We start from the raw sequence: 22,231 nt of genomic DNA on the forward strand, positions 1-22,231 counted from the left end.
TGGGGCATTTTTCTATAAAAAAAGGGGTAATTACTAGGGGGTAGGGGCATATAACTCCTTGACACCCCTTCAAAAAGGGCAAACAATCGGGGGGTAGGCTTCAAGAGAGGTTCTATTTAGGCGTGTTGTGGATTGAGACTGATTAAAAAGTATTTACCCTCATCACGGTTGTTTTAAGTTTATGTAATGGAGTTCGCATGGCGACCGGAATTGTTAAGTGGTTCAATGATGCAAAAGGTTTTGGCTTTATCAAACCTGATGATGGTGAAGAAGAGTTGTTCGCGCATTTCAGCGCAATTACTATGCCTGGGTTCAAAACCCTCAAGGAAAACCAAAAGGTAACGTTTGACATTACCCAAGGTCCTAAAGGCAAGCAAGCTACCAATATCCAAGCGGCTTAATAGTCCTTAGATCATTATTAAAAACCCAGGACTTGTTCCTGGGTTTTTTTTCGTCTGCAATTTCCCTCACTTAAAATACAAGGCATGTCTATATCAATGTCTAGCACCTCAACTTTATTGCGCCATGTATTTTCTACTGCGCTCTTTCTTTACTCCACCCTAACGCTCGCCCAGGTTAACGTCGGCCTACCCACTATTGAGTTAAAGACGGGCATCTACCGCATTCAGGCTGAGCTTGCCGATACACCGAAGGCTAGAGAGGTTGGCCTCATGAATCGCACCAGCATGCCAAGCAATTCTGGAATGTTATTTATCTTCGAACAAAAAGCTGGTCATTGCTTCTGGATGAACAACACCAAGATTCCGCTCTCGATTGCATTCATTGCGGATGATGGCAAGATTGTGAACATTGAAGAGATGCAGGCTGAAACCACCAATAATCACTGCCCTAAAGCAGCCGTGCGTTATGCACTGGAGATGAATAAGCAATGGTTCTCCGAGCGCGTTATCGTCCCGGGGACGGTTATCACAGGTTTACCAAAGAAATAATTTAGGCTTATCTAGAATCATTCATCTTGAGCCAACAAAAAACGCAGACCGAGGTCTGCGTTTTGTTTTACAGCATCTTTGATTTATTCAAAGTGGCAAACGTAGTGTACTGGTTGCTCAGCACGAATGATGAAGTAACCACCCTTTTCCACTTCCCAGCTTTGGCCAGCCTTGAACTCTTGCTCAGGGGCGCCGTTGATACTGACGAAAGCATTGCCATCAACTACTTCCATAATTTCACTAGTGCTTAAGTCAAAACGTAAGGTGCTTGGCAGTACCACGCCAACTGACTTACGAACACCATTGGGCAATGTCACAGTATGAGAAACACACTTGCCATCAAAAAATACATTGGCTTTTTTGCCTACGGAAACTTGATCAAATTGCATCTTGGTTCTTTCTTTTCTATTTGGTTCTAATCGTTTACTTCTAGTTATTTCTGAGCGCGTTTACGTCTAGCAGTTTCAGCAATACGCATACGCAAAGCATTGAGCTTAATAAAGCCACCAGCGTCTGCTTGGTTGTATGCGCCACCATCATCATCAAAGGTTGCAATATTTTGATCAAACAAAGTATTGGCTGAGTCACGTGAAATCACAGAGACAGAACCTTTGTAGAGCTTGAGGCGTACAACGCCGTTAACAGCCTGTTGCGTATGGTCAATCAAGGTTTGGAGTGCAAGACGCTCTGGCGCCCACCACAAGCCGTTGTAGATCAAGCTGGCATAACGTGGCATCAAATCATCCTTCAAATGCGCCACTTCACGATCCAAAGTAATACTTTCGATGCCGCGGTGGGCCTTCAGAAGAATTGTGCCGCCAGGAGTTTCATAACAGCCACGGCTCTTCATGCCAACAAAGCGGTTTTCTACTAAATCAAGACGGCCGATGCCATGTTTTCCACCAAGACGATTTAATTCAGCTAACAACTCGTGTGGCTTATAGGCTTTGCCATCAATTGCCACTGGGTCGCCAGCTTTAAATTCGATTTCGATAATTTCTGGGGCGTCCGGAGCCTTCTCCGGGGATACCGTCCAACGCCACATTGACTCCTCTGCCTCTGCGTTTGGATTCTCGAGGTGACGACCTTCATAGCTAATGTGCAAGAGGTTCGCATCCATTGAGTACGGTGAACCACCTTGCTTATGCTTCATCTCAACCGGAATGCCATGTTTTTCTGCGTAAGCCATCAACTTTTCACGTGAGAGAAGATCCCATTCACGCCAAGGAGCAATTACTTTAATTCCTGGTTCAAGAGCGTAGTAACCCAACTCAAAGCGAACCTGGTCATTTCCTTTACCGGTAGCGCCGTGCGATACAGAGTCAGCACCAGTTAAGCGAGCAATTTCAATTTGACGCTTAGCGATCAATGGACGGGCAATAGAGGTGCCTAACAAATATTCGCCTTCATAAATCGTATTCGCACGGAACATCGGGAACACAAAGTCACGCACAAACTCTTCACGCAAATCATCAATAAAAATGTTTTCAGGCTTGATGCCAAATTGCAAAGCCTTAGCACGCGCTGGCTCCAACTCTTCGCCCTGACCTAAGTCAGCGGTAAAGGTCACGATCTCGCAGCCATAGGTATCTTGAAGCCACTTCAAGATCACACTGGTATCTAGACCGCCGGAATACGCTAAGACTGCTTTTTTAATATCGGACATGTTTTTCTTATTCAATCAAAATTAATGAAAACGAATTGCTTGTTATTTGCTACTTATTTTATTGCTCAAGCTCTATTACTTAATCTAAACGACCGCAGAGTAAATACTCCATGAGGGCTTTTTGGACATGTAAACGATTTTCCGCTTCTTCCCAGACAATACTTTGGGGCCCATCAATCACTCCTGCCGAAACCTCTTCACCACGGTGTGCTGGCAAGCAGTGCATAAATAGCGCATTAGGCTTAGCCAAGGACATTAATTCTTCATCCACCATCCAATCCTGGAAAGCATTCATGCGTAAGGTATTTTCATCTTCATAACCCATGCTGGTCCAGACGTCAGTACTCACCAGATCAGCGCCTTTGCAGGCTTCCTTTGGGTCGGCGCAAATGGTTAAATGCTTGGCGGACTTCGGTGACAAACGTGTTGCATCCAACTGATAACCCTCTGGTGCAGAGAAGCTCAACTGAAAATCTAGGCATTCAGCAGCCTGGAGCCAGGTGTAGGCCATATTGTTGGCATCGCCTACCCAGGCTACCGTTTTTCCCTGAATTGGGCCGCGAGCCTCTACAAACGTAAAAATATCGGCCAATACTTGGCAAGGGTGAAATTCGTTTGTCAGGCCATTGATTACCGGCACCCGCGAATTCGATGCAAAACGCTCAATAATGTCTTGGCCAAAGGTGCGAATCATGATGATGTCCGTCATCCTTGAAATCACCTGAGCAGCATCCTCTACCGGCTCGCCACGACCCAATTGGGTATCTCGGGTGTTTAGGTACACCGCATGACCACCAAGCTGATGGATGCCTGCCTCAAAGGAGAGGCGAGTGCGGGTGGAATGCTTCTCAAAAATCATGGCCAAAGTGCGGTCATGCAGTGGATGCCAAGTTTCATAGCTCTTGAACCTGGCCTTGAGCCACGCTGAACGCTTGAGCAAATAGTCGTACTCTTCACGAGTCAGGTCAGAAAACTGCAGGTAGTGCTTTACCTGACCGGGCACTTGCGGCTTAGCCAGAGATGTCATAGTTGAGCTTTCTACTAAAGTTTTGGCTTGCATTTTTTTCTTCAAACATTCGGCTGCACGAAAATAGACCCTAAAGCCATCTTACGGCCAACTTGGGCTGTTAAGCTAGAGGACTTAGAACACTATTTCTACAACCATCATTACGCGAACTTGAACCACAAAAAGCTTTTCATTCAAGGCATTACCACTTCTGGCAAACCATTTCGGCCCAGTGATTGGGCGGAGCGTCTGTGCGGGGTGATGGCTACTTTTCGCCCTCCCGGTGACTCCGGGGACCCTCGCTTCACTTATTCGCCCTATGTCAGACCAGTGCTTATTGCAAAAGTGAAATGCGTTGTTATCGATACCAGACTGAGGGATCTAGATCCTCGAGCACTAGACTTTGTCATGAACTTTGCCAAAGACAACAGCCTACCAATCGAAGAGGCGTGTGAGTTCAACCCAACAACCCCATCCCAGCCTTAAAAACAAAAACCCGCTCTGATGAGGAGCGGGCTTAGGTCGAAACTACTTCGACCAGCCTAAAACTAAAACTGTATTACGCTGCCATCGCCTTGATAGCTGCAGACAAACGTGACTTCTGACGAGCTGCAGTATTTTTGTGGGCAATCTTTTTGTCAGCAATCTTGTCGATTGTTGCTTGAGTTGCCGCGAAAACTTTAGCTGCCGAAGCTTTATCACCAGTTTCAATCGCTTTACGAACTGCCTTAATGGAAGTGCGGAGCTTTGAACGCAAACTGGAGTTATGTTCGTTTTGTTTTACTGCTTGGCGTGCACGCTTGCGCGCTTGTGCTGTATTGGCCATCTTTAAACCTTGCCTCTATAAATTGCAAAATGCGATTAGTTAAAAATCTTGCGGACTTGCCAGATTCATAAGCAAGCTCGCCAAAACCCAAGATTTTACCTTAAAGGGGCAAAAAAGCCCAGCCGACCGATAAATAGGTGAAAATCGCCTCATGAATCTGCTTTCTGCCGCCGCCAAGGTCAGCTCTCTGACTATGCTATCCCGTATTACGGGCCTGCTCCGGGAGACCCTCATTGCCCGTAGTTTCGGGGCTTCCGAGTGGACAGATGCCTTTAATGTGGCTTTTAGGCTACCCAATTTGCTACGTCGGCTATTTGCCGAAGGGGCCTTTTCTCAAGCTTTTGTACCGATTTTGGGCGAAATTGCCACAAACGAAGATCAAACTAAGGCCAAAATCCTCATAAATGCAGTCGCCACGCTCTTATTTTGGGCTTTGTTGCTTACGGTACTACTGGGAGTCATTGGCGCCCCAGTGCTCATTCTGGTCATTGCCACAGGGTTTAAAGGTGGTCCAGCTTATGACGCCAGCGTCGTTATGACCCGAATCATGTTCCCTTATATTGGGCTGATTTCTATGGTCTCCCTCTCGGCGGGGATCCTAAACACCTATCACCGCTTTGCAATCCCGGCCTTTACGCCTGTCTTGCTCAATCTTGCCTTAATTGGTAGCGCTATCTTTTTGGCACCCCACTTAGAGCAACCAATTTATGCCTTAAGTATTGGTGTTTTACTTGGCGGAATACTGCAACTTGCCCTGCAAGTTCCAACGCTTGCTCGCCTCGGCCTATTACCTCGAATTGGTTTGTTACCTGGCGCCATCAAGTCAGCCGTCACCAATCCTGAAGCTCGGCGCGTCATGAAATTAATGGGGCCCGCAGTATTTGCGGTCTCGGTTGCGCAAATCTCCCTCATTATCAATACCAACATTGCTTCACGTCTGCAGGCAGGAAGCGTGTCATGGCTATCTTACGCAGATCGCTTAATGGAATTTCCAACTGCATTACTGGGTGTTGCATTAGGAACCGTTCTTTTGCCAAGTCTCAGTAAGGCCAATGCCAAAAACGATCTAGCACATGCTGGTGAGTTACTCATCTGGGGATTGCAACTCACCTTTTTGCTAGCTGCACCTTGCGCAATTGCACTCTTTATCTTTGGCGAGCCTCTAGCGGCAGTCTTGTATCACTATGGCAAATTCACTGCGCTTGATGTCGTGATGACGCAACGTGCATTGGCGGCTTATGGGGTTGGCCTCATTGGTTTGATTCTGGTAAAAATTTTGGCGCCCGGATTTTATTCACGCCAAGATATTCGCACGCCAGTCAAGATTGGCTTGCTCGTTTTGGTAGCTACCCAATTAGCTAATCTAGTATTTGTTCCTTGGCTTGGGCATGCTGGCCTTGCCCTCTCAGTTGGCACTGGCGCTTGCTTGAATGCCGCATTGCTCTGGGTTGGCCTGCATCGACGCGGGGCCTTGCCTAATTCAGGCTGGATCAAGTATCTCGGTCAGCTATTGCTCGCACTCGCCCCCTTCACAGCCGTACTGATTTATGCCGCCAGTACGCACAATTGGATCGCCCTCCAAGCGGAGCCTTGGCTGCGCATTGGCTTGGTAGGGGCATGGTTAGGTCTTGCTGCCATTGTTTACTTCGCATCCTTGGCCTTAGTTGGAATTCGCTGGCAAAAATTCTTGCGTCATGCAAAATAGCTAGCATGCCAACACAACAACTCGACTATTTCACTTCCCTAGTTGCTGAAGACGAACATCTTCCTTTAACGGAGGCTGCAATCGCTGTTGCACAGCACGCTTATCCTGATCTTGATGTTCAAGGGGTGCTCGATCAAATTGATGAGATGGGCAACAAACTCAAAACACGCATCACGCCCGATACCTCACCTGTTCAGCGCTTACAAATTCTGAAGCATTTCTTTTATACCGAGCTGGGTTTTGGTCCGAACCCAAATGATTTTTATGCTCCTGAAAATTCGTACTTGCATTACATACTTGAAAACCGTAGAGGGATTCCCATCTCATTGGCGATTTTGATGATGGAATTAGGCAATCAAATTGGCTTGAAAATTCGGGGCGTTTCATTTCCGAATCACTTCATGATGCGCATCTCTTTGCAACAAGGTGAAGTGATCATGGATCCCTTGACTGGTGAATCACTATCAAAGGCTCAGCTACAAGAAATGCTTGACCCCTACTTGGACGCTAAAGGCTATAGAGGTGAGTTGAGCCTGCCGCTCAACATCTTCCTGCGCGCCTCTAGCTCGAGAGAGATTCTGTCGCGCTTTCTGAGAAATCTCAAAATGATTTACTCAGAACATGAGCGCTGGGAGCGCTTATTGGGTATTCAAGAACGTCTCGTCATTCTGCTGCCAGACTCTATTGAAGAGATTCGGGACAGAGGTTTGATCTTTGCGCAACTAGAGTATTTGCGTCCCGCATTGGCGGATATGCATCGCTATCTCAGTGAAGTTCCAGAAGCTGAAGATGCCAGCGATATCCGTGAGCATATCGCCACCCTCGAAAGTCAGACTAAGCTGCACTAAAGCCAAATTGGCTTTAGTGGTGGCACTTTGGTTTTCAAACTTGTATTAGTTTTTCTTGCGTTGAAAAATTTTGTAGATAGCTGCGAATAAAACTGGCACTGCAGCCGCACCAACACCCACCAGGACGATCACATTGAGGTTCTGACGAATGACAGGGATATTGCCAAAGAAATATCCGGCAATTACCAAACCAAAGACCCACAGCGCTGCACCGGTGATGTTGAATAACTGAAAGCGTGAGAAGTTCATCTCGGATACACCCGCAATAAAAGGTGCAAAGGTACGAATAATTGGCAAGAAGCGGGCAAGGATGATTGTTTTGCCACCATGCTTTTCATAAAAAGCGTGGGTTTTTAATAAAGCGCCTTGATCAATCCAGCGCGATTGACTGCTGAATACTCGCTTACCAATCCACCGGCCAATGAAGTAGTTCACGGTATTACCAGCGACTGCAGCAATCAACAAACCAATACACAAGGTCCAGATATTGAAATGCTCGGTAGCGCAATAGGCGCCGGCAATAAATAAGAGTGAGTCTCCAGGCAAGAAAGGTGCAACCACTAAGCCTGTTTCTGCAAAAACAATAGCAAATAGGAGGCCATAGGCCCAAGGACCGTATTGCTGAATCACCACATCTAAATGTTTATCAATATGCAGCAATAAATCACTAATTTGCAAAAGGGTATCCATCAACTCGCTCTTTAACTTATGGGTTGTTGCGGATATTAACAGGCTCTTATAATCAGGTATGCAAACTGAACCCTACATTCAGCCTATGCATGCTCCAGATGAAGTCTCAACGCTTTGTATTGTTGGGCCCACTGGTGCAGGCAAAACCCATCTCGCCATGTCTTTGGCTGAGTATGCGAAATCCGTTGGCCTAACGATTGAACTTATCAGCATGGATTCTGCTTTGGTCTATCGGGGTTTAGATATTGGCAGCGCCAAACCAACTAAGTCAGAACAAGAAGCAGTTATTCATCATCTGATTGACATAATCGATCCTACTGAAGTGTATTCAGCGGCGCGTTTTGCTAATGATGCAAAACGACTTTGCACCGAGATTCGTGCGCGAGGCAATATTCCAGTGGTGGTAGGGGGAACGATGTTGTATTGGCGGGCGTGGGCGCATGGTCTCTCCTCGCTGCCTCCAGCAAACCCAGAGATTCGGGCTCGCTTAGATGAAGAAGGTAAAGCCATTGGCTGGCCAGCAATGCACGACAAACTTGCCGAGGTTGACGCCGAAACTGCGGCGCGCTTAAAGCCAAACGATTCTCAACGAGTGCAACGCGCCTTGGAGGTTTATGAAATTACCGGTAAACCCATGTCTGTGTTACTGGCTGACTCACCCAGCGAGGATGGCAGAGAAGGCTCAGCGATTCCATCTTGGATTACGTTAGTTTCACTTGAACCAAGCGATCGCAAGCGATTGCATTTGAACTTAGAAAAGCGTTTTGATGAAATGCTTGCCGCTGGATTTATGGATGAAGTCAAAGCACTGCGTAGTAATAGTGGCTTACATGCGGATCTTCCGGCCGTCCGTTCGGTAGGCTATCGCCAAGCCTGGGAATTTCTCAATGGCGAGATTGATGCTGAAGAAATGCGCTACAAAGCATTAGCGGCAACGCGCCAACTTGGTAAGCGTCAGCTTACTTGGCTGCGTGCAATAGATGGAAGAAATATATTTGACCCCTTCAACCCCGAAGAGTTGAAGGCGGCGCTAGATTACTGCAAAAGTAATCTAATCAAAAAATAATGGCAGATCGTTTAGATAACGATAGTTTGCGGCGCATCTTTTGGTCGCTCAACCACTTCGCCAACTGTCCAAGCCTTAAGTCCTTGCGCAGTCAATGATTTGATTGCTACATCCACTTGGTCGGGCGCAACAATCACAACCATACCAATGCCGCAGTTAAATACGCGCACCATTTCTGCATCAGCAACGCCGCCCTTCATTTGCAACCAACGGAAGAGGTCTGGCATTTGCCAGCTATCGCGATGCAAAACAGCTTGAGTATTTTCTGGGAGCACACGTGGCACGTTATCCACCAAACCACCGCCAGTGATATGCGCCATTCCTTTTACATTGATTTCAGAAATCAATTTGAGTAGTGGCTTCACATAAATCTCAGTTGGCGCCATCACGACATCACCCAATGGGCGGCCGCCTAAATCATCAGTAGGCTTTGCACCAGCACGCTCAATAATCTTACGCACTAATGAGTAGCCATTCGAATGCGCACCACTAGAGCCAATTGCTAATACCGCATCACCCGGAACAATCGTTGCGCCAGTAATGATTTTGGATTTTTCAACTGCGCCCACGGCAAATCCGGCTAAGTCATATTCACCTGGTGGGTACATACCCGGCATTTCTGCGGTCTCACCACCGATCAATGCGCAGCCAGATAATTCACAACCCTTGGCAATGCCGCCAACAACCGTTGCTGCTGTATCCACAGTCAACTTGCCGCATGCAAAGTAGTCCAAGAAGAAAAGGGGCTCAGCACCCTGAACCAGGATGTCATTCACACTCATGGCCACCAAGTCTTGACCGATGGTTTCATGACGATTCCACTCAAAAGCTAGCCTTAGCTTGGTACCAACACCATCCGTACCGGATACTAATACTGGCTCTTTATAGCGCTTAGGCACCTCAAAAAGGGCTCCAAAGCCGCCAATTCCGGCCAAAACACCCTCGCGCATGGTTTTCTTGGCAAGCGGCTTAATACGGTCAACCAGGGCATCCCCAGCATCAATATCAACACCAGCGTCACGGTAGGAAAGGCCTTTTGAGGAAGAATTAGTAGATGAGGTCATGTGAGCGCTGGAATATTAGTAAAAAATGCTACTAGGTCAGTAGAATCATTGAATTCTAGAGGATTACTCGTCATGGCTGAAATTTTTACCCCTTTTCTGGCTGCATTCATCCTTGCCTACATCCTGAGGCCTGCTTTTCTATGGCTGGAAAGAAGGCGCCTGCCCGCATCCTTGGCTGCAGCTCTCACCGTTGTTCTAGGTCTGGCAGTCGTAATTGCCATTGTGAGCCTATTTGTTGGCCTGCTTAAAACAGAAATTCCCCTAATTAAAGCCCAGCTCCCAGGATGGATCTCAAATACACAAGCATGGCTGGGACCTAAATTAGCTGAATTTCATATTGATGTTGATTGGGGTAGCTTAAAAAGCACCGCCTCTCAAAAGATTTCGGAACACATTAGCGACAATGCTGACTCCCTGATGAGCACTACGATAGATACAGTACTCATGTCGGGCAGCTCGGTCATCACTGGCTTTGTAAATTCCGTATTAATTTTATTTGTGATGTTTTATTTATTGATCGATTGGAATCAATTTTTTCAGTACGTCAAAAATTTAGTGCCTAAGCGCGCCCAAGAAACCGTACATCATCTTGCAATGCATACCGATGGACTGCTCTCTCAGTACCTCAATGGCATGGTGATTGTTGTTTCCATCATGTCCGCTTTTTATAGTATTAGCTTAAGTTTAATCGGCATTAGAGGCGCCGTTGCCTTAGGTGTATTTACAGCATTAATGATTGTGATCCCCTATATCGGCATTACACTGGGATTCACGCTTGCTATAGTTTCTGCCCTTCTTCAATTTGGTCCAGGCTCAGAAATCATCGGTGTACTAGTCATCTATGGAATTGGACAATTCTTGGAAGGATTCTTCCTGACACCGCGCCTAGTTGGTGAGCGCATTGGCCTGCATCCCGTTGCCGTCTTGTTTGCACTGCTTTTCTTTGGCAAGCTATTTGGCTTCTTTGGGGTATTACTCGCCCTGCCAATTAGTGCAGTCAGCTTAGTCTTAGTCCAGTACATATGGTCTATTTATACGCAAAGCTCTTGGTATCAAAAATAAATTTGGCAGTAATGAATACACCCTCGCTTCCAAAACAATTTGCGCTAGACATCAGTCACTCACCCATAGCTAGTTTAGAAAACTATCTTCCCGGGAAAGATCTTGCCTTAATTTCTGCTCTGCAAAATATCGAAAAAACTTGGGGCAAGGCCAACCCTCAAAGCTCTGATAACCCACTCAATCAGCGCTGGATTTATTGGTGGGGGCCAGAGGGTTCAGGTCGTACTCATCTACTCAATGCCATTGAAAATGCGGCAAAGCGAGCCGGCCTATTACACATTGCCCTCTCCCCCCTCGAGCCTACTGCTTGGGTTCGCCTAGAAGAAAAGATGAATGTAATGACTGAAAGTGATGCGCCCTCAGTCATTACCGTTGATGATGTTGACCAGCTAGATGATCGTCTTGTTAGCTCTCTATTTCGGATTCTGAATGGCGTTCAAGCAAGCAAAGCGATTCATATTTTTATGGCCGGAAACGCTGCACCAGCCAATCTCAAGCTTCGAGAAGACCTGCGAACCCGTCTGGGCTGGGGTTTGATCTTTCAAACGCAGCTTTTGGATGATGATGAGAAAATACAAGCACTAGAGGAAGCAGCCAAAGAGCGAGGGCTTGTTTTATCCCCCGATGTGTTGCCTTGGCTGTTAAGTCGCTTTTATCGCGATATGCCCAGCCTGATGGCATTGATGGATGCTTTAGACGCTTACTCCCTTGAAACAAAACGTGCTGTAACCTTACCCCTTGTTCGCGAGCTCTTGCAGCCCAAATAATTTATTAAATATCAATTCGTGACTCAGCTAGCCCTTTTCGATTTAGACCACACCCTTTTGCCTTGCGATAGCGATTACGAATGGGGTCAATTTTTGGCTCGCATTGGCGTTGTGGATAGCGAATACTATGCACGACAAAACGAGCGCTTTTATCAAGACTACAAAGAAGGTAAGCTGGATATTCATGAGTTTTTACGCTTTGCCTTGAAACCACTTTCAGAGCATTCGCGCGCGCAACTCAAAGATTGGCATGACGCCTTTATGAAAGAGGTTATTAATGGCCAACTCCGACAACAAGCCATCGATCTTGTGAAACGCCACCAAGATGCGGGCGATCTTTGCTGCGTGATTACTGCCACCAACAGCTTTGTGACACGCCCTATTGTTGAAAGCTTTGGCATTGAGCACCTGATTGCCACAGAGCCAGCCACTGCAGATAACCATCCATTAGGTAACTACACTGGGGAAGTCAAAGGCATTCCCAATTTCCGCGAAGGTAAGATTCAAAATCTACACGACTGGTTAGCATCTCAAAAACTGTCTTTAGATGCCTTGCCTTATAGTTATTTTTATTCTGACTCGATGAACGATCTTCCTTTACTCGAAAAAGTAAGTCATCCTGTTGCCACCAATCCAGATGATCGTCTTCGCAACGAAGCTAAGCAGCGCAACTGGCCCATTCTTGAATTGTTTGCATGATCACTAAATTTATTAAACGTATTTTGCGGCGTGACCCGATGGTCAAGCATACGCAGGCCAACAATACCGGCGCCCCAAAGCGCATCCCTAAAAAAGCACATCGAATTGATCCGCACTTGCTTTCTAAGAACGCAGTTAAGGTAACGCATACATTACAGCAAGCAGGATTTGAGGCATTTATTGTCGGTGGCGCCGTCAGAGATCTTGCTCTTGGTATCAGTCCAAAAGATTTTGACGTGGCAACCAATGCAACACCAGATCAAGTGCAAAGACTCTTTCGCAAAGCGCGCCTAATTGGTCGCCGCTTTCAAATAGTGCACGTAACTTTTTTTGGTAAAGGCCATCCTGAAATCATCGAGGTGTCAACCTTCAGGGCCTTGTTAGATAACGCCGGAGATCACGTAGCTGAAAGCGGCCGGATCCTGCGCGATAACGTCTGGGGCTCGCAAGGTGAGGATGCTGCAAGACGCGATTTCACAATCAACGCGATGTATTACGACCCTTCGTCTGAAACTGTTTTGGACTATCACGGTGGCGTGGCGGACATGCAAAAGAAAACTTTGCGCATGATTGGTGACCCAGCAAAGCGCTATCGCGAAGATCCGGTACGCATGCTTCGCGCAGTTCGCTTTGCAGCTAAGACTGGCTTTGAATTAGATGGCGCTACGCGCGCGCCCATAGCAAAGCTAGGCAAATTATTAAACGACGTCCCCTCTGCGAGACTTTTTGATGAAATTTTGAAGCTCTTGATGTCTGGCTACTCCTGGGCAGCAATTCAAGGACTCAAGGATGCGGGATTGCATCATGGCCTACTCCCGCTCCTAGACCATATTCTGGATACAGGCGCAGACTCCAAAGGGGCCAATGATTTTGTAAAGCTGGCTTTGGCTAATACTGACGAACGCATTCAATCCGGTAAAAGTGTTTCTGCTGGATTTTTATTTGCCACCCTGCTCTGGCCTGATCTACTAAAGAATTGGAAAGCCAATTCTGCTAAAGGAATGGCTAATATTCCCGCCTTGCATGATGCGATGGACGACACGATTGCCACTCAAAGTAGCGGCATGACGATTCAACGACGCTTCGAAAGCGATATGCGCGAAATTTGGTCTATGCAGCCTCGCTTTGAGAGACGCGTGGGGCGCTACCCCTATCGCCTCATCGAATCCCCACGTTTTAGAGCGGGTTATGACTTTATGTTGCTTCGCTGCGCCACGGGGGAATTAAACCCAGCAATCGGGCAATGGTGGACAGACTTCATTGCAACCGACGTCACAGGGCAAGATGAGCTGATGGCTAGCGTCAAAAATGAATCTGGTAACAGCCCAAGTCCTGCCAAAAGACGGCGTCGTAGAAAGCCGAAAGCGGCAGTGCCCCCAGAGAGTGCAGCAAGCTAAGCAGACTTAGAGAAATTTCAGTAAAGTAGTTTCATCTCTAGTTTGGAAACCTATGGCACGGGCATATATCGGATTTGGCGGCAACATCGGCGACACGCGTCAGCTTATTACTGATGCCATTGTTTGTTTGGCATTGCGCTCCGAACTGCAAATCTTGGCAAAAAGCTGTTTTTATCAAAGCGCGCCTGTTGAGGCTACAGGCGGTGACTACATTAATGCCGTCATTGAAGTCGAAACCGAGTTAAGCCCCTACGGCCTATTACATGTTTGCCAAACCATCGAACAAGAATTTGGTCGTGAGCGCCCATATGCAAATGCCCCCCGGACTCTTGACCTAGACATCCTTTCGTTTGAGGGGGTTACTCAAAGCGAAACAGAATTGATGCTGCCGCACCCTAGAATTATCGAGCGCTCATTTGTGCTCCTACCCCTCCTAGAAATCGCTCCCGATATCTTTTTGCCCAACTGGGGCGAACTCAAGGCCTACCTCCCTAACGTGGCACACCAAAGAATTGAAAAACTCCCCTGCAGGAACTGCAATTGCGGGGAAAAAGACGTTTATAGCCAAACAGCGCATTAATTCATTAAACTCTCGCCATGGGTTACTTACAAGGCGACAAGCCAATCACAATTACTAAGCTCCTCGCAATGCATGCTGAGGGTGAAAAAATTGCCATGCTCACGGCATACGACTCAACTATGTCAGCGCTTCTCAATCGCTGCGCTGTTGAAACGATCTTGATTGGTGACTCTCTTGGGAATGTGATCCAAGGACACTCCAGCACTACACCAGTGACCATTGAACAAATGGCGTATCACACTGAATGTGTAGCCCGTGCTAATACCCATGCATTTCTCATCGCTGACCTCCCATTTGCAAGCTACGGAGATCCAGTACAGGCCTTAGAGTCCTCTGCTCAATTGATGCGCGCTGGTGCAGACATGGTCAAGCTTGAAGGGGGTGGCGACTGGCAGATTGATGTCATTAGTCATTTAGTTGAGCGCAGTGTTCCTGTTTGCGCTCACTTAGGATTACTACCTCAATCAGTTCATGTCTTGGGCGGCTACAAAGTACAGGGCAAATCTAAAGATGCTGCAAGCGTCATGCTTGAGCAAGCACTTGCCTGCCAAGAAGCTGGAGCCCAAATGGTAGTGCTGGAAGCAATTCCCTCTTCATTGGGCGAAAAGATTACTGCTGAACTTCATATTCCCACTATCGGAATTGGTGCCGGTCCAGATTGCTCTGGTCAAGTATTGGTACTACAGGATATGTTGGGCATCAGCCCAGGCAAACCACCGAAGTTTGTCAAAAACTTTATGGATGGTCATCACTCCGTTGAGGCCGCAGTCAAGGCTTACGTACGCGAAGTGAAGTCCGGGAAATTCCCCGGGCCCGAGCATGGCTTTGCTGGCTAATTGCCAGCTAGCCTGCCCACTAGTTACTAGCTAAAGAAACTCTTTACACCATCAAACCAACCTTTTTGTTGGGGGCTGTGTTTGTCGCCAGCAGATTTCAGACTATCGTCAAACTGCTTCAATAATTTCTTTTGCTCTTCTGTAAGCTTAATCGGAGTTTCTACCAGAACGTGGACAAAGAGATCGCCCACCAAGGTAGATCGCAGACCCTTAATACCCTTGTTTCGTAAGCGGAAAGTCTTACCCGTCTGAGTTCCCTCAGGAATTGGAAACTCCACGCGACCAGAGAGTGTTGGCACTTCGATTTCACCACCGATGGTAGCTGTCGCAAAAGAGATTGGCATTTGAACATGTAAGTCACTGCCATCACGCTCAAAGACTTTATGCGGCTTAACACGCACCTCTACATAAAGATCGCCGGAGGGTCCACCATTGACACCTGGTTCACCGTTACCCACTGAGCGGACACGCATTCCATCATCAATGCCTGCCGGTATTTTGATCTCAAGTGTTTTTTGTTCTTTATGCTTTCCGCTACCGTGGCAAGTCTTGCATGGCTTTGGAATGTGCTCGCCAGTGCCGCGGCACTTAGGGCAAGTTTGCTGCATGGAGAAGAAGCCTTGTTGCACACGCACTTGACCATGACCGTTACAGGTTGTGCAAGTCTCAGCCTTAGATCCAGGCTCTGCGCCGGCACCATGACAAGGCTTGCAATTACTCCAGCTAGGTACACGAATTTGGGTTGTATAACCTTCAGCGGCTTGCTCAAGCGTAATGTCCATGTTGTAGCGTAAATCTGCGCCTTTATAGACTTGAGGGCCAGAATGACGGCCGCCGCCTTGACCGAAGATATCCCCAAAGATATCCCCAAACGCATCAGAAAATCCACCACCACCGAAACCGCCGCCGCCAAATCCGCCACCCATAGATGGGTCCACGCCAGCATGACCATATTGATCATAGGCGGCACGTTTATTGGGATCGGTTAAGGTTTCGTAAGCTTCCTTAACTTCTTTAAATTGGGCTTCAGCCGTTTTGCTATCGGGATTGCGATCAGGGTGATGTTTCATCGCCATCTTGCGATAAGCCTTTTTTAGCTCATCGTCACTGGCACCTTTTGCTACACCAAGCACTTCATAAAAATCGCGTTTACTTTTAGGCACGGCCTATTCCTCTCAACAACCTGAATGACACAAGTCGGCACGAGGCCGACTTGTTATTTAAGTACATCAAAACTACGTTAATGAATGACTAATTGCAGAATTACTTCTTGTCATCAACCTCTTTAAAGTCAGCGTCAACAACATCCGCATCAGGGGCAGCGCCAGGGGCTGCACCAGGTGCGGCACCGCCAGCTTTAGCTTGTTCAGCCGCCATGACTTTTTCGCCCAGCTTCTGACTTGCTTTACCCAAAGCTTCTGTTTTAGCTTCAATTGCTTCTTTGTCGCTACCTTTAATAGCTTCGTCCAAGTCTTTCAAGGCTGCTTCAATCGCTTCTTTTTCGGAAGCCTCTAAGCTAGCACCATGCTCTTCCAAAGCCTTCTTGGTTGAGTGAGCCAAGGCATCTGCAGTATTGCGAGCAGTTACCAACTCAAGCGCTTTCTTATCTTCAGCAGCATTGGCTTCAGCATCCTTCACCATGCGTTGAATTTCTTCTTCAGTCAAACCAGAGTTTGCTTTGATGGTGATCTTGTTCTCTTTGCCAGTGGTTTTGTCTTTTGCTGTTACATGCAAAATACCGTTGGCATCGATGTCAAAAGTCACTTCAATTTGTGGCATACCGCGTTGCGCAGGAGCAATACCTTCGAGGTTAAATTCACCGAGCAACTTGTTTGCCGCAGCCATCTCGCGTTCACCTTGGAAGCACTTAATAGTTACAGCAGGCTGGTTATCTTCCGCAGTGGAGTAAACCTGTGAATGCTTGGTAGGGATTGTGGTGTTCTTCGGAATCATCTTGGTCATGACGCCGCCAAGAGTTTCGATACCCAATGACAGTGGGGTAACGTCTAAGAGCAATACGTCCTTACGATCGCCAGACAATACAGAACCCTGAATTGCAGCGCCAACAGCAACAGCTTCATCTGGGTTAACGTCTTTGCGTGGCTCTTTACCAAAGATTTCTTTTACTTTGTCTTGAACCGCAGGCATACGGGTTTGACCGCCAACCAAAATTACATCGTCGATGTCCGCTACGTTTACACCAGCGTCTTTAATGGCAGTTAAGCAAGGACCAGCGGTACGGCTAATCAGTTCCTCAACCAAAGACTCTAGCTTGGCACGGGTCAACTTTAAGTTCAAATGCTTAGGACCGCTAGCGTCAGCTGTTACGTATGGCAAATTGATTTCAGTTTGCTGCGCAGATGACAATTCGATCTTGGCTTTCTCAGCAGCGTCTTTCAAACGCTGCAACGCCAATACGTCTTTGCTCAAATCAACGCCTTGTTCTTTCTTGAACTCAGCAATGATCCAATCAATGATGCGTTGGTCAAAGTCTTCACCACCCAAGAAGGTGTCGCCGTTGGTAGAAAGCACCTCAAACTGCTTCTCACCGTCAACGTTAGCAATCTCGATGATGGATACGTCGAATGTACCGCCGCCCAAGTCATACACAGCGATCTTGCGATCCACTTTGTCTTGCTTGTCCAAGCCAAACGCTAATGCAGCAGCAGTAGGCTCGTTGATGATGCGCTTCACATCTAAACCAGCAATACGGCCAGCATCTTTAGTTGCTTGACGTTGACTATCGTTAAAGTAAGCAGGAACAGTAATCACTGCTTCTGTCACTTCTTCGCCGAGATAATCTTCGGCAGTTTTCTTCATCTTACGCAAGATTTCAGCGGACACTTGCTGTGGCGCCATTTTCTTGTCGCGTGCTGACACCCAAGCATCGCCGTTATCAGCAGCGATGATTGAATATGGCATCAAGCTGATGTCTTTTTGCACTTCAGGATCAGTAAATTTACGACCCATCAAACGCTTCACTGCGTAGATAGTATTTTTAGGATTGGTTACTGACTGACGCTTTGCAGGCGCACCAACCAATACTTCGCCATCTTCAACGTAAGCGATGATGGATGGAGTTGTGCGACCGCCTTCAGCGTTCTCGACAACTTTAGGTGCATTGTTTTCAACGACTGAAACGCATGAATTCGTGGTTCCTAAGTCGATTCCGATAATCTTTCCCATAATTGCTCCAAAAAATTAAATTGTTTGTTGTACTGATAAATATTTCGATACCCAGTAAATGGGGTCTAAAAAGGGGATTTCAAGGGGATAAAGAGCAAAAAAGGCAGAAATCTGCCTTTTTCAACTTTTTTATGCCTTTTTTAGGGTTTTAGTCCCTTTTTAGCTTATTTTGGGGCACTGACCGTCACTAAAGCAGGTCTGAGAACCCTATCGGCTACGGTGTAGCCCCGCTGCAATACAGAAACCACTGTGTTGGACTCTTGCTCAGAAGGTACGGAAGCAATGGCCTGATGGTGGTGCGGGTCAAACTTATCCCCAACCGCAGGGTTAATTTCTGTCATGCGGCCTTTTTCAAAGGCAGACAGTAGCTGCTTAAGGGTAATTTCCAGGCCTTCCTTAAAGGCCTTAGCATCACCAGCATCGGTACTCAATGCAGCATAAAGACTGTCCGTCACAGGCACCAAATGCTCTGCAAAACTTTCAATCGCAAATTTATGCGCCTTCGCAATATCTTCCACAGCACGGCGACGAATATTTTCTCCTTCCGCCTTAGCGCGCAAGAAGTTATCTTGCAGCTCACCAATCTTTTGATTGAGTTCGGCAATTTCCTGTTCAGGCGTTTTCACAGCCGGAGTTTCTGCTGCAGATTCATTGACTGGCTCTGCAGAAGGATTCTCTTGCTCTGGAGATGGGTTTTGGTTTTCTTGTGTCATGGACGCTATTTTACTTTTCTATAAAGATGGCTATTACTTTGCAATATGGGGCTGATTGTTGCAATTTCAAGACTTCATTCTTTCAGCCAGCTCAGCCCTTTCATTGCGCTTCGCTAATTCAGCGTCAGACTCCACGCCTAAAGACCAGCCTTGAAGATGATGATGGGCAATATCGCTCAGAGCCTCTATCCACTTGGGGCTGCTGTTCAGGCAGGGAATATAGCGATAGTCTTTACCACCATGCTCTAGGAAGATTTCGCGGGCTTCCATGGCGATCTCTTCTAGTGTTTCTAGGCAATCTGCCGGAAATCCAGGGCAAAAAATATCGATGCGCTGGCAACCTTCTTTGGCTAACTTTTCAATGGTTGGAGCTGTATAGGGCTTTAACCATTCCGCCTTACCAAAACGGGACTGGAAGGTCACAATATATTGTCCAGGCTCTAAACCCAGAGACTCACCCAGCAAGCGACCTGTTTTCAGACACTCGCAATGATAGGGGTCACCCTTCATTAAATTACGCTTTGGCAAACCATGGAAAGACATCACTAAGCGATCGCCTTTTGCAAAATCAGGGCGCCCATCTTTATCCCAGCTCGATAACACCTGATCACGCAATGCGGAAATGTATGCGGCGTTGTCGTGATAGTGTTTGACCAAACGCAACTCTGGTTGGTCGCGCCATGTGCTGAGAACATGAAAGACTTCATCAAAGCTAGATGCCGTGGTTGTGGCGGAGTATTGAGGGTACAAAGGCAATAACAATAAACGCTCCATACCTTGTGCCTTAAGACCCTCCAGGACAACCTGTGTAGAGGGCTGGCCATAGCGCATTGCCAAATCCACCAAAACTGTATGCCCCTCATTGGCAAATTTCTCGCCCAATTCTTTCGCCTGCAAGCGTGAGTAATGCATTAAGGGAGAGCCTAACTTTGGTAACCAAATAGAGGCATATTTTTTCGCAGAAGCACTACTACGAATTGGCAAAATAATGCCATTCAAAATGCACCACCAAATAATGCGCGGAATTTCTACTACGCGTGGATCCGAAAGAAACTCTTTTAAATAGGCGCGCACTGCTTTAGATGTTGGGGCGGATGGTGTCCCCAAGTTCAAAAGCAACACTGCGGTTTTGGAAGCACGTAGATGCGGATTCGGATTCAAAATGTTCTGTCTCTGGTAATGAGTTTTAAATATAAAAAGTTAGGTCTGTACTCAGGAGCTTAAGGCGCCCGATAGTAATTTTGAGGTGATATCCACAATCGGAATCACTCGGTCATATGCCATCCGTGTTGGCCCAATCACCCCAAGCGTTCCCACTATTTGACCGTCTACGCTATATGGGGCGCTGATTACAGCGAGGTCCTCATAAGGCAATAAATCACTTTCACCGCCAATAAATATTTGAATACCGTCCGCATGACTTGATACGTCGAGCAATTGCATGAGTACCGATTTTTGCTCTAACATATCAAACATCTTGCGTAATTTATCGAGGTTGGAACTTAAATCTCCAACATTCAATAAGCGACGCTCACCAGACAAAACCATGTCGCCCCGCCCCATGTCGTAATCAGCAACACCGGTTTGCAAGGCCAAAGCCATTAAGCCAGCGATATCTGTGCGCAAATTATCTAAGTCGGATTTCAGATGCATACGCACTTGATCAAAACTTTTTCCAGCAAACTGGGCATTGATAAAGTTACCCGCCTCAATGAGTTGACTTGGTGTGTAATCCTGAGTCGTTGGTAATATACGATTTTGCACATCACCCTCTGGGGTAACCATGATGAGCAATATCTTGCCTTCGCCCAAGCGCAAGAACTCAATATGTTTAAAAACCTGGGCTCGTTTGGGCGTCATGACAACGCCAGCAAAATGGGTCAAGTTGGACAAAATCTGCGCTGCCGAGTTCAGGACCCTTTGTGGAGAATCCGGTAGAAGGCCTTTTTCAACCTCTCGAGCAGCCATCGCTTCCAAAGGGCGCACCGTCACCATAGTATCTACAAACAGGCGATAACCCCGGGGGGTTGGAATACGGCCAGCTGAAGTATGGGGGCTGGTAACAAGCCCCATCTCCTCTAAATCCGCCATCACGTTACGAATAGTGGCTGCGGAGAGGTCCAAACCCGAGAATCTAGACAGTGTGCGCGAGCCAATAGGCTGACCCTCCTCGATATAGCGCTCGATGAGAGTTTTTAGTAAGGCGCGGGAACGTTCATCCATGGTGGAAGGGATTTTATGCCTATGGTTTAATCGTTATATGTTAAGCCCATCCCCAAATTCCAGCAAAAAGGCATTTAGCCGGGTTGCGCTTGTCGGCAAATTTCATGCTGATGGCATTGAAGAGCACCTAAAAGACCTAGCCAAAGTGGTCTCAGGATTAGGTTGTGAGGTCTTTATTGAGTCTGAGACAGCCAATCACCTTGGTTTGAACACCTACCCCACAAAAACTGCGCAAGACTTTGCTGGAGCAATTGACCTTGTTGTCGTTTTGGGAGGCGATGGCACCATGCTAGGCATTGCACGTCAATTAGCAGGCAGCAATGTTCCGCTCGTTGGAATCAATATGGGTCGTCTTGGTTATATGACTGATATTCCAATTCAGTCGGTTCAGACTACGCTGCCCAAAATTATTTCCGGGGAATACGAAGCCGATACACGCACATTACTCGATGCTGTAGTTCTTCGTAATGGCAAAGAAATTAATCGTGCGTTAGCACTCAATGATGTTGTCGTGAACCGTTCTGGGATTTCAGGAATGGTGGAGTTGGCAGTTCACGTCAATGGCTCCTTTATGTACAACCAACGCTCCGATGGTCTAATCGTATCGACACCTACTGGCTCAACTGCTTATGCACTCTCAGCTGGCGGGCCTATTTTGCATCCACATGTGGCAGGCATATTGCTTGCCCCAATTGCGCCACACTCTCTCTCCAATCGACCTATTGTTTTGCCTCAAGATAGTGTTACTGTGATTGAGGTTGTGAATGGACTTGAAGTCATTGTCAATTTCGACATGCAATCACAAACCAATCTACAGAGCGGCGACAAGGTTGAAGTACGTCAATCCGACAAAACAATCGCCCTATTACACCCCAGCAATCACAGCGACTACAAAACTTTGCGTGAGAAATTGCACTGGAATGAATACCCATCGACTTTCTGATGTC

At 47.1% G+C, this 22,231-nt stretch carries 24 protein-coding genes; 13 read left to right on the forward strand and 11 right to left on the reverse strand.

From position 1 onward, the window contains the following. Positions 1-197 precede the first annotated feature (197 nt). Entirely contained in the window at positions 198-401 is a 204-nt protein-coding gene (locus ICV90_RS08620; RefSeq protein ID WP_011903586.1) for a cold-shock protein, read from the forward strand. A 96-nt stretch (positions 402-497) separates the two neighbouring features. Beyond that, on the forward strand, positions 498-950 hold the full coding sequence (locus ICV90_RS08625) for a DUF192 domain-containing protein (protein ID WP_215358530.1): 453 nt from the start codon (positions 498-500) through the stop codon (positions 948-950). An 83-nt stretch (positions 951-1,033) separates the two neighbouring features. Here ICV90_RS08625 and ICV90_RS08630 read toward each other — a convergent pair whose 3' ends face one another. From ICV90_RS08630 to argF, 3 genes are all read right to left on the reverse strand, one after another. After that, entirely contained in the window at positions 1,034-1,339 is a 306-nt protein-coding gene (locus ICV90_RS08630; protein ID WP_215358532.1) for a pyrimidine/purine nucleoside phosphorylase, read from the reverse strand. 44 nt (positions 1,340-1,383) lie between these two features. Then, complete coding sequence (locus ICV90_RS08635) at positions 1,384-2,616, reverse strand: argininosuccinate synthase (protein WP_215358534.1); 1,233 nt, start codon at positions 2,614-2,616, stop codon at positions 1,384-1,386. 79 nt (positions 2,617-2,695) lie between these two features. Beyond that, positions 2,696-3,643 (reverse strand): ornithine carbamoyltransferase, encoded by a 948-nt coding sequence (gene argF, locus ICV90_RS08640; protein ID WP_215360445.1) that lies wholly within the window; start codon positions 3,641-3,643, stop codon positions 2,696-2,698. A gap of 150 nt (positions 3,644-3,793) precedes the next feature. On the opposite strand from argF, the gene ICV90_RS08645 reads away from it, so the two are divergent. Next, the gene (locus ICV90_RS08645) at positions 3,794-4,108 is read left to right on the forward strand and encodes a DUF3579 domain-containing protein (RefSeq protein WP_215358536.1); all 315 of its coding nucleotides are present in this window, start codon (positions 3,794-3,796) and stop codon (positions 4,106-4,108) included. Between the two features lie 73 nt (positions 4,109-4,181). Here the strand turns inward: ICV90_RS08645 and rpsT are convergent, their stop codons facing one another. Then, entirely contained in the window at positions 4,182-4,448 is a 267-nt protein-coding gene (gene rpsT, locus ICV90_RS08650) for a 30S ribosomal protein S20 (RefSeq protein WP_071466054.1), read from the reverse strand. Positions 4,449-4,599: 151 nt separating this feature from the next. Here rpsT and murJ point away from each other — a divergent pair, with 151 nt between their 5' ends. Both murJ and ICV90_RS08660 read left to right on the forward strand, forming a co-directional pair. After that, positions 4,600-6,153, forward strand: a complete 1,554-nt coding sequence (gene murJ / locus ICV90_RS08655; protein ID WP_215358538.1) for a murein biosynthesis integral membrane protein MurJ — start codon at positions 4,600-4,602, stop codon at positions 6,151-6,153. A 5-nt stretch (positions 6,154-6,158) separates the two neighbouring features. After that, entirely contained in the window at positions 6,159-7,001 is an 843-nt protein-coding gene (locus tag ICV90_RS08660; protein WP_215358540.1) for a SirB1 family protein, read from the forward strand. Positions 7,002-7,046: 45 nt separating this feature from the next. Here ICV90_RS08660 and ICV90_RS08665 read toward each other — a convergent pair whose 3' ends face one another. Further along, the gene (locus tag ICV90_RS08665; RefSeq protein ID WP_215358542.1) at positions 7,047-7,691 is read right to left on the reverse strand and encodes a VTT domain-containing protein; all 645 of its coding nucleotides are present in this window, start codon (positions 7,689-7,691) and stop codon (positions 7,047-7,049) included. A 58-nt stretch (positions 7,692-7,749) separates the two neighbouring features. On the opposite strand from ICV90_RS08665, the gene miaA reads away from it, so the two are divergent. Beyond that, on the forward strand, positions 7,750-8,757 hold the full coding sequence (gene miaA / locus ICV90_RS08670) for a tRNA (adenosine(37)-N6)-dimethylallyltransferase MiaA (protein ID WP_215358544.1): 1,008 nt from the start codon (positions 7,750-7,752) through the stop codon (positions 8,755-8,757). An 11-nt stretch (positions 8,758-8,768) separates the two neighbouring features. On the opposite strand, the gene purM is transcribed toward miaA, so the two are convergent. Beyond that, positions 8,769-9,821 (reverse strand): phosphoribosylformylglycinamidine cyclo-ligase, encoded by a 1,053-nt coding sequence (gene purM / locus ICV90_RS08675; RefSeq protein WP_215358546.1) that lies wholly within the window; start codon positions 9,819-9,821, stop codon positions 8,769-8,771. 72 nt (positions 9,822-9,893) lie between these two features. On the opposite strand from purM, the gene ICV90_RS08680 reads away from it, so the two are divergent. The 6 genes from ICV90_RS08680 to panB are packed head-to-tail and all read left to right on the forward strand — an operon-like array spanning position 9,894 to position 15,162. Further along, a complete protein-coding gene (locus tag ICV90_RS08680; protein ID WP_215358548.1) occupies positions 9,894-10,883 on the forward strand; it encodes an AI-2E family transporter in 990 nt (329 codons plus the stop codon). A gap of 11 nt (positions 10,884-10,894) precedes the next feature. Next, positions 10,895-11,650 carry a DnaA regulatory inactivator Hda gene (hda, locus tag ICV90_RS08685; RefSeq protein ID WP_215358549.1) on the forward strand — a complete coding sequence of 252 codons (756 nt, stop codon included), beginning with the start codon at positions 10,895-10,897 and terminating at the stop codon, positions 11,648-11,650. Between the two features lie 18 nt (positions 11,651-11,668). Continuing rightward, a complete protein-coding gene (locus ICV90_RS08690; RefSeq protein WP_215358551.1) occupies positions 11,669-12,349 on the forward strand; it encodes an HAD family phosphatase in 681 nt (226 codons plus the stop codon). Beyond that, positions 12,346-13,746 carry a polynucleotide adenylyltransferase PcnB gene (gene pcnB / locus ICV90_RS08695; RefSeq protein WP_215358553.1) on the forward strand — a complete coding sequence of 467 codons (1,401 nt, stop codon included), beginning with the start codon at positions 12,346-12,348 and terminating at the stop codon, positions 13,744-13,746. The genes ICV90_RS08690 and pcnB overlap by 4 nt, the downstream gene beginning before the upstream one ends. 52 nt (positions 13,747-13,798) lie before the next feature. Then, positions 13,799-14,326: a 2-amino-4-hydroxy-6-hydroxymethyldihydropteridine diphosphokinase gene (gene folK, locus ICV90_RS08700; protein WP_072582820.1), complete on the forward strand. Its 528-nt coding sequence runs from the start codon at positions 13,799-13,801 to the stop codon at positions 14,324-14,326. A 17-nt stretch (positions 14,327-14,343) separates the two neighbouring features. Then, positions 14,344-15,162, forward strand: coding sequence for a 3-methyl-2-oxobutanoate hydroxymethyltransferase (gene panB / locus ICV90_RS08705; RefSeq protein ID WP_215358554.1), 819 nt, complete (start codon positions 14,344-14,346; stop codon positions 15,160-15,162). A gap of 26 nt (positions 15,163-15,188) precedes the next feature. Here panB and dnaJ read toward each other — a convergent pair whose 3' ends face one another. The 5 genes from dnaJ to hrcA form a co-directional block, all read right to left on the reverse strand. After that, positions 15,189-16,325, reverse strand: a complete 1,137-nt coding sequence (gene dnaJ / locus ICV90_RS08710; protein WP_215358556.1) for a molecular chaperone DnaJ — start codon at positions 16,323-16,325, stop codon at positions 15,189-15,191. Positions 16,326-16,425: 100 nt separating this feature from the next. Beyond that, complete coding sequence (gene dnaK / locus ICV90_RS08715) at positions 16,426-18,348, reverse strand: molecular chaperone DnaK (protein WP_215358558.1); 1,923 nt, start codon at positions 18,346-18,348, stop codon at positions 16,426-16,428. A gap of 164 nt (positions 18,349-18,512) precedes the next feature. Next, a complete protein-coding gene (grpE, locus tag ICV90_RS08720) occupies positions 18,513-19,061 on the reverse strand; it encodes a nucleotide exchange factor GrpE (RefSeq protein WP_215358559.1) in 549 nt (182 codons plus the stop codon). 66 nt (positions 19,062-19,127) lie between these two features. Beyond that, the gene (gene hemH, locus ICV90_RS08725; RefSeq protein ID WP_215358561.1) at positions 19,128-20,222 is read right to left on the reverse strand and encodes a ferrochelatase; all 1,095 of its coding nucleotides are present in this window, start codon (positions 20,220-20,222) and stop codon (positions 19,128-19,130) included. A 51-nt stretch (positions 20,223-20,273) separates the two neighbouring features. Further along, the gene (gene hrcA / locus ICV90_RS08730) at positions 20,274-21,284 is read right to left on the reverse strand and encodes a heat-inducible transcriptional repressor HrcA (RefSeq protein ID WP_215358563.1); all 1,011 of its coding nucleotides are present in this window, start codon (positions 21,282-21,284) and stop codon (positions 20,274-20,276) included. 37 nt (positions 21,285-21,321) lie between these two features. On the opposite strand from hrcA, the gene ICV90_RS08735 reads away from it, so the two are divergent. Next, entirely contained in the window at positions 21,322-22,227 is a 906-nt protein-coding gene (locus tag ICV90_RS08735) for an NAD kinase (protein WP_215358565.1), read from the forward strand. Positions 22,228-22,231: the final 4 nt, after the last annotated feature.

It is taken from the genome of Polynucleobacter sp. JS-JIR-II-b4, assembly GCF_018687815.1.
Taxonomy (GTDB): domain Bacteria; phylum Pseudomonadota; class Gammaproteobacteria; order Burkholderiales; family Burkholderiaceae; genus Polynucleobacter.

Bases quoted from the DNA above. Each gene is read 5' to 3' on its own strand.
- ICV90_RS08665 (WP_215358542.1), bottom strand. From the start codon at position 7,691: ATGGATACCCTTTTGCAAATTAGTGATTTATTGCTGCATATTGATAAA.
- dnaK (WP_215358558.1), bottom strand. From the start codon at position 18,348: ATGGGAAAGATTATCGGAATCGACTTAGGAACCACGAATTCATGCGTT.
- argF (WP_215360445.1), bottom strand. From the start codon at position 3,643: ATGACATCTCTGGCTAAGCCGCAAGTGCCCGGTCAGGTAAAGCACTAC.
- grpE (WP_215358559.1), bottom strand. From the start codon at position 19,061: ATGACACAAGAAAACCAAAACCCATCTCCAGAGCAAGAGAATCCTTCT.
- ICV90_RS08630 (WP_215358532.1), bottom strand. From the start codon at position 1,339: ATGCAATTTGATCAAGTTTCCGTAGGCAAAAAAGCCAATGTATTTTTT.
- hrcA (WP_215358563.1), bottom strand. From the start codon at position 21,284: ATGGATGAACGTTCCCGCGCCTTACTAAAAACTCTCATCGAGCGCTAT.
- hda (WP_215358549.1), top strand. From the start codon at position 10,895: ATGAATACACCCTCGCTTCCAAAACAATTTGCGCTAGACATCAGTCAC.
- pcnB (WP_215358553.1), top strand. From the start codon at position 12,346: ATGATCACTAAATTTATTAAACGTATTTTGCGGCGTGACCCGATGGTC.
- ICV90_RS08625 (WP_215358530.1), top strand. From the start codon at position 498: ATGTCTAGCACCTCAACTTTATTGCGCCATGTATTTTCTACTGCGCTC.
- ICV90_RS08620 (WP_011903586.1), top strand. From the start codon at position 198: ATGGCGACCGGAATTGTTAAGTGGTTCAATGATGCAAAAGGTTTTGGC.
- ICV90_RS08735 (WP_215358565.1), top strand. From the start codon at position 21,322: ATGTTAAGCCCATCCCCAAATTCCAGCAAAAAGGCATTTAGCCGGGTT.
- folK (WP_072582820.1), top strand. From the start codon at position 13,799: ATGGCACGGGCATATATCGGATTTGGCGGCAACATCGGCGACACGCGT.
- rpsT (WP_071466054.1), bottom strand. From the start codon at position 4,448: ATGGCCAATACAGCACAAGCGCGCAAGCGTGCACGCCAAGCAGTAAAA.
- purM (WP_215358546.1), bottom strand. From the start codon at position 9,821: ATGACCTCATCTACTAATTCTTCCTCAAAAGGCCTTTCCTACCGTGAC.
- ICV90_RS08635 (WP_215358534.1), bottom strand. From the start codon at position 2,616: ATGTCCGATATTAAAAAAGCAGTCTTAGCGTATTCCGGCGGTCTAGAT.
- miaA (WP_215358544.1), top strand. From the start codon at position 7,750: ATGCAAACTGAACCCTACATTCAGCCTATGCATGCTCCAGATGAAGTC.
- panB (WP_215358554.1), top strand. From the start codon at position 14,344: ATGGGTTACTTACAAGGCGACAAGCCAATCACAATTACTAAGCTCCTC.
- ICV90_RS08680 (WP_215358548.1), top strand. From the start codon at position 9,894: ATGGCTGAAATTTTTACCCCTTTTCTGGCTGCATTCATCCTTGCCTAC.
- ICV90_RS08660 (WP_215358540.1), top strand. From the start codon at position 6,159: ATGCCAACACAACAACTCGACTATTTCACTTCCCTAGTTGCTGAAGAC.
- murJ (WP_215358538.1), top strand. From the start codon at position 4,600: ATGAATCTGCTTTCTGCCGCCGCCAAGGTCAGCTCTCTGACTATGCTA.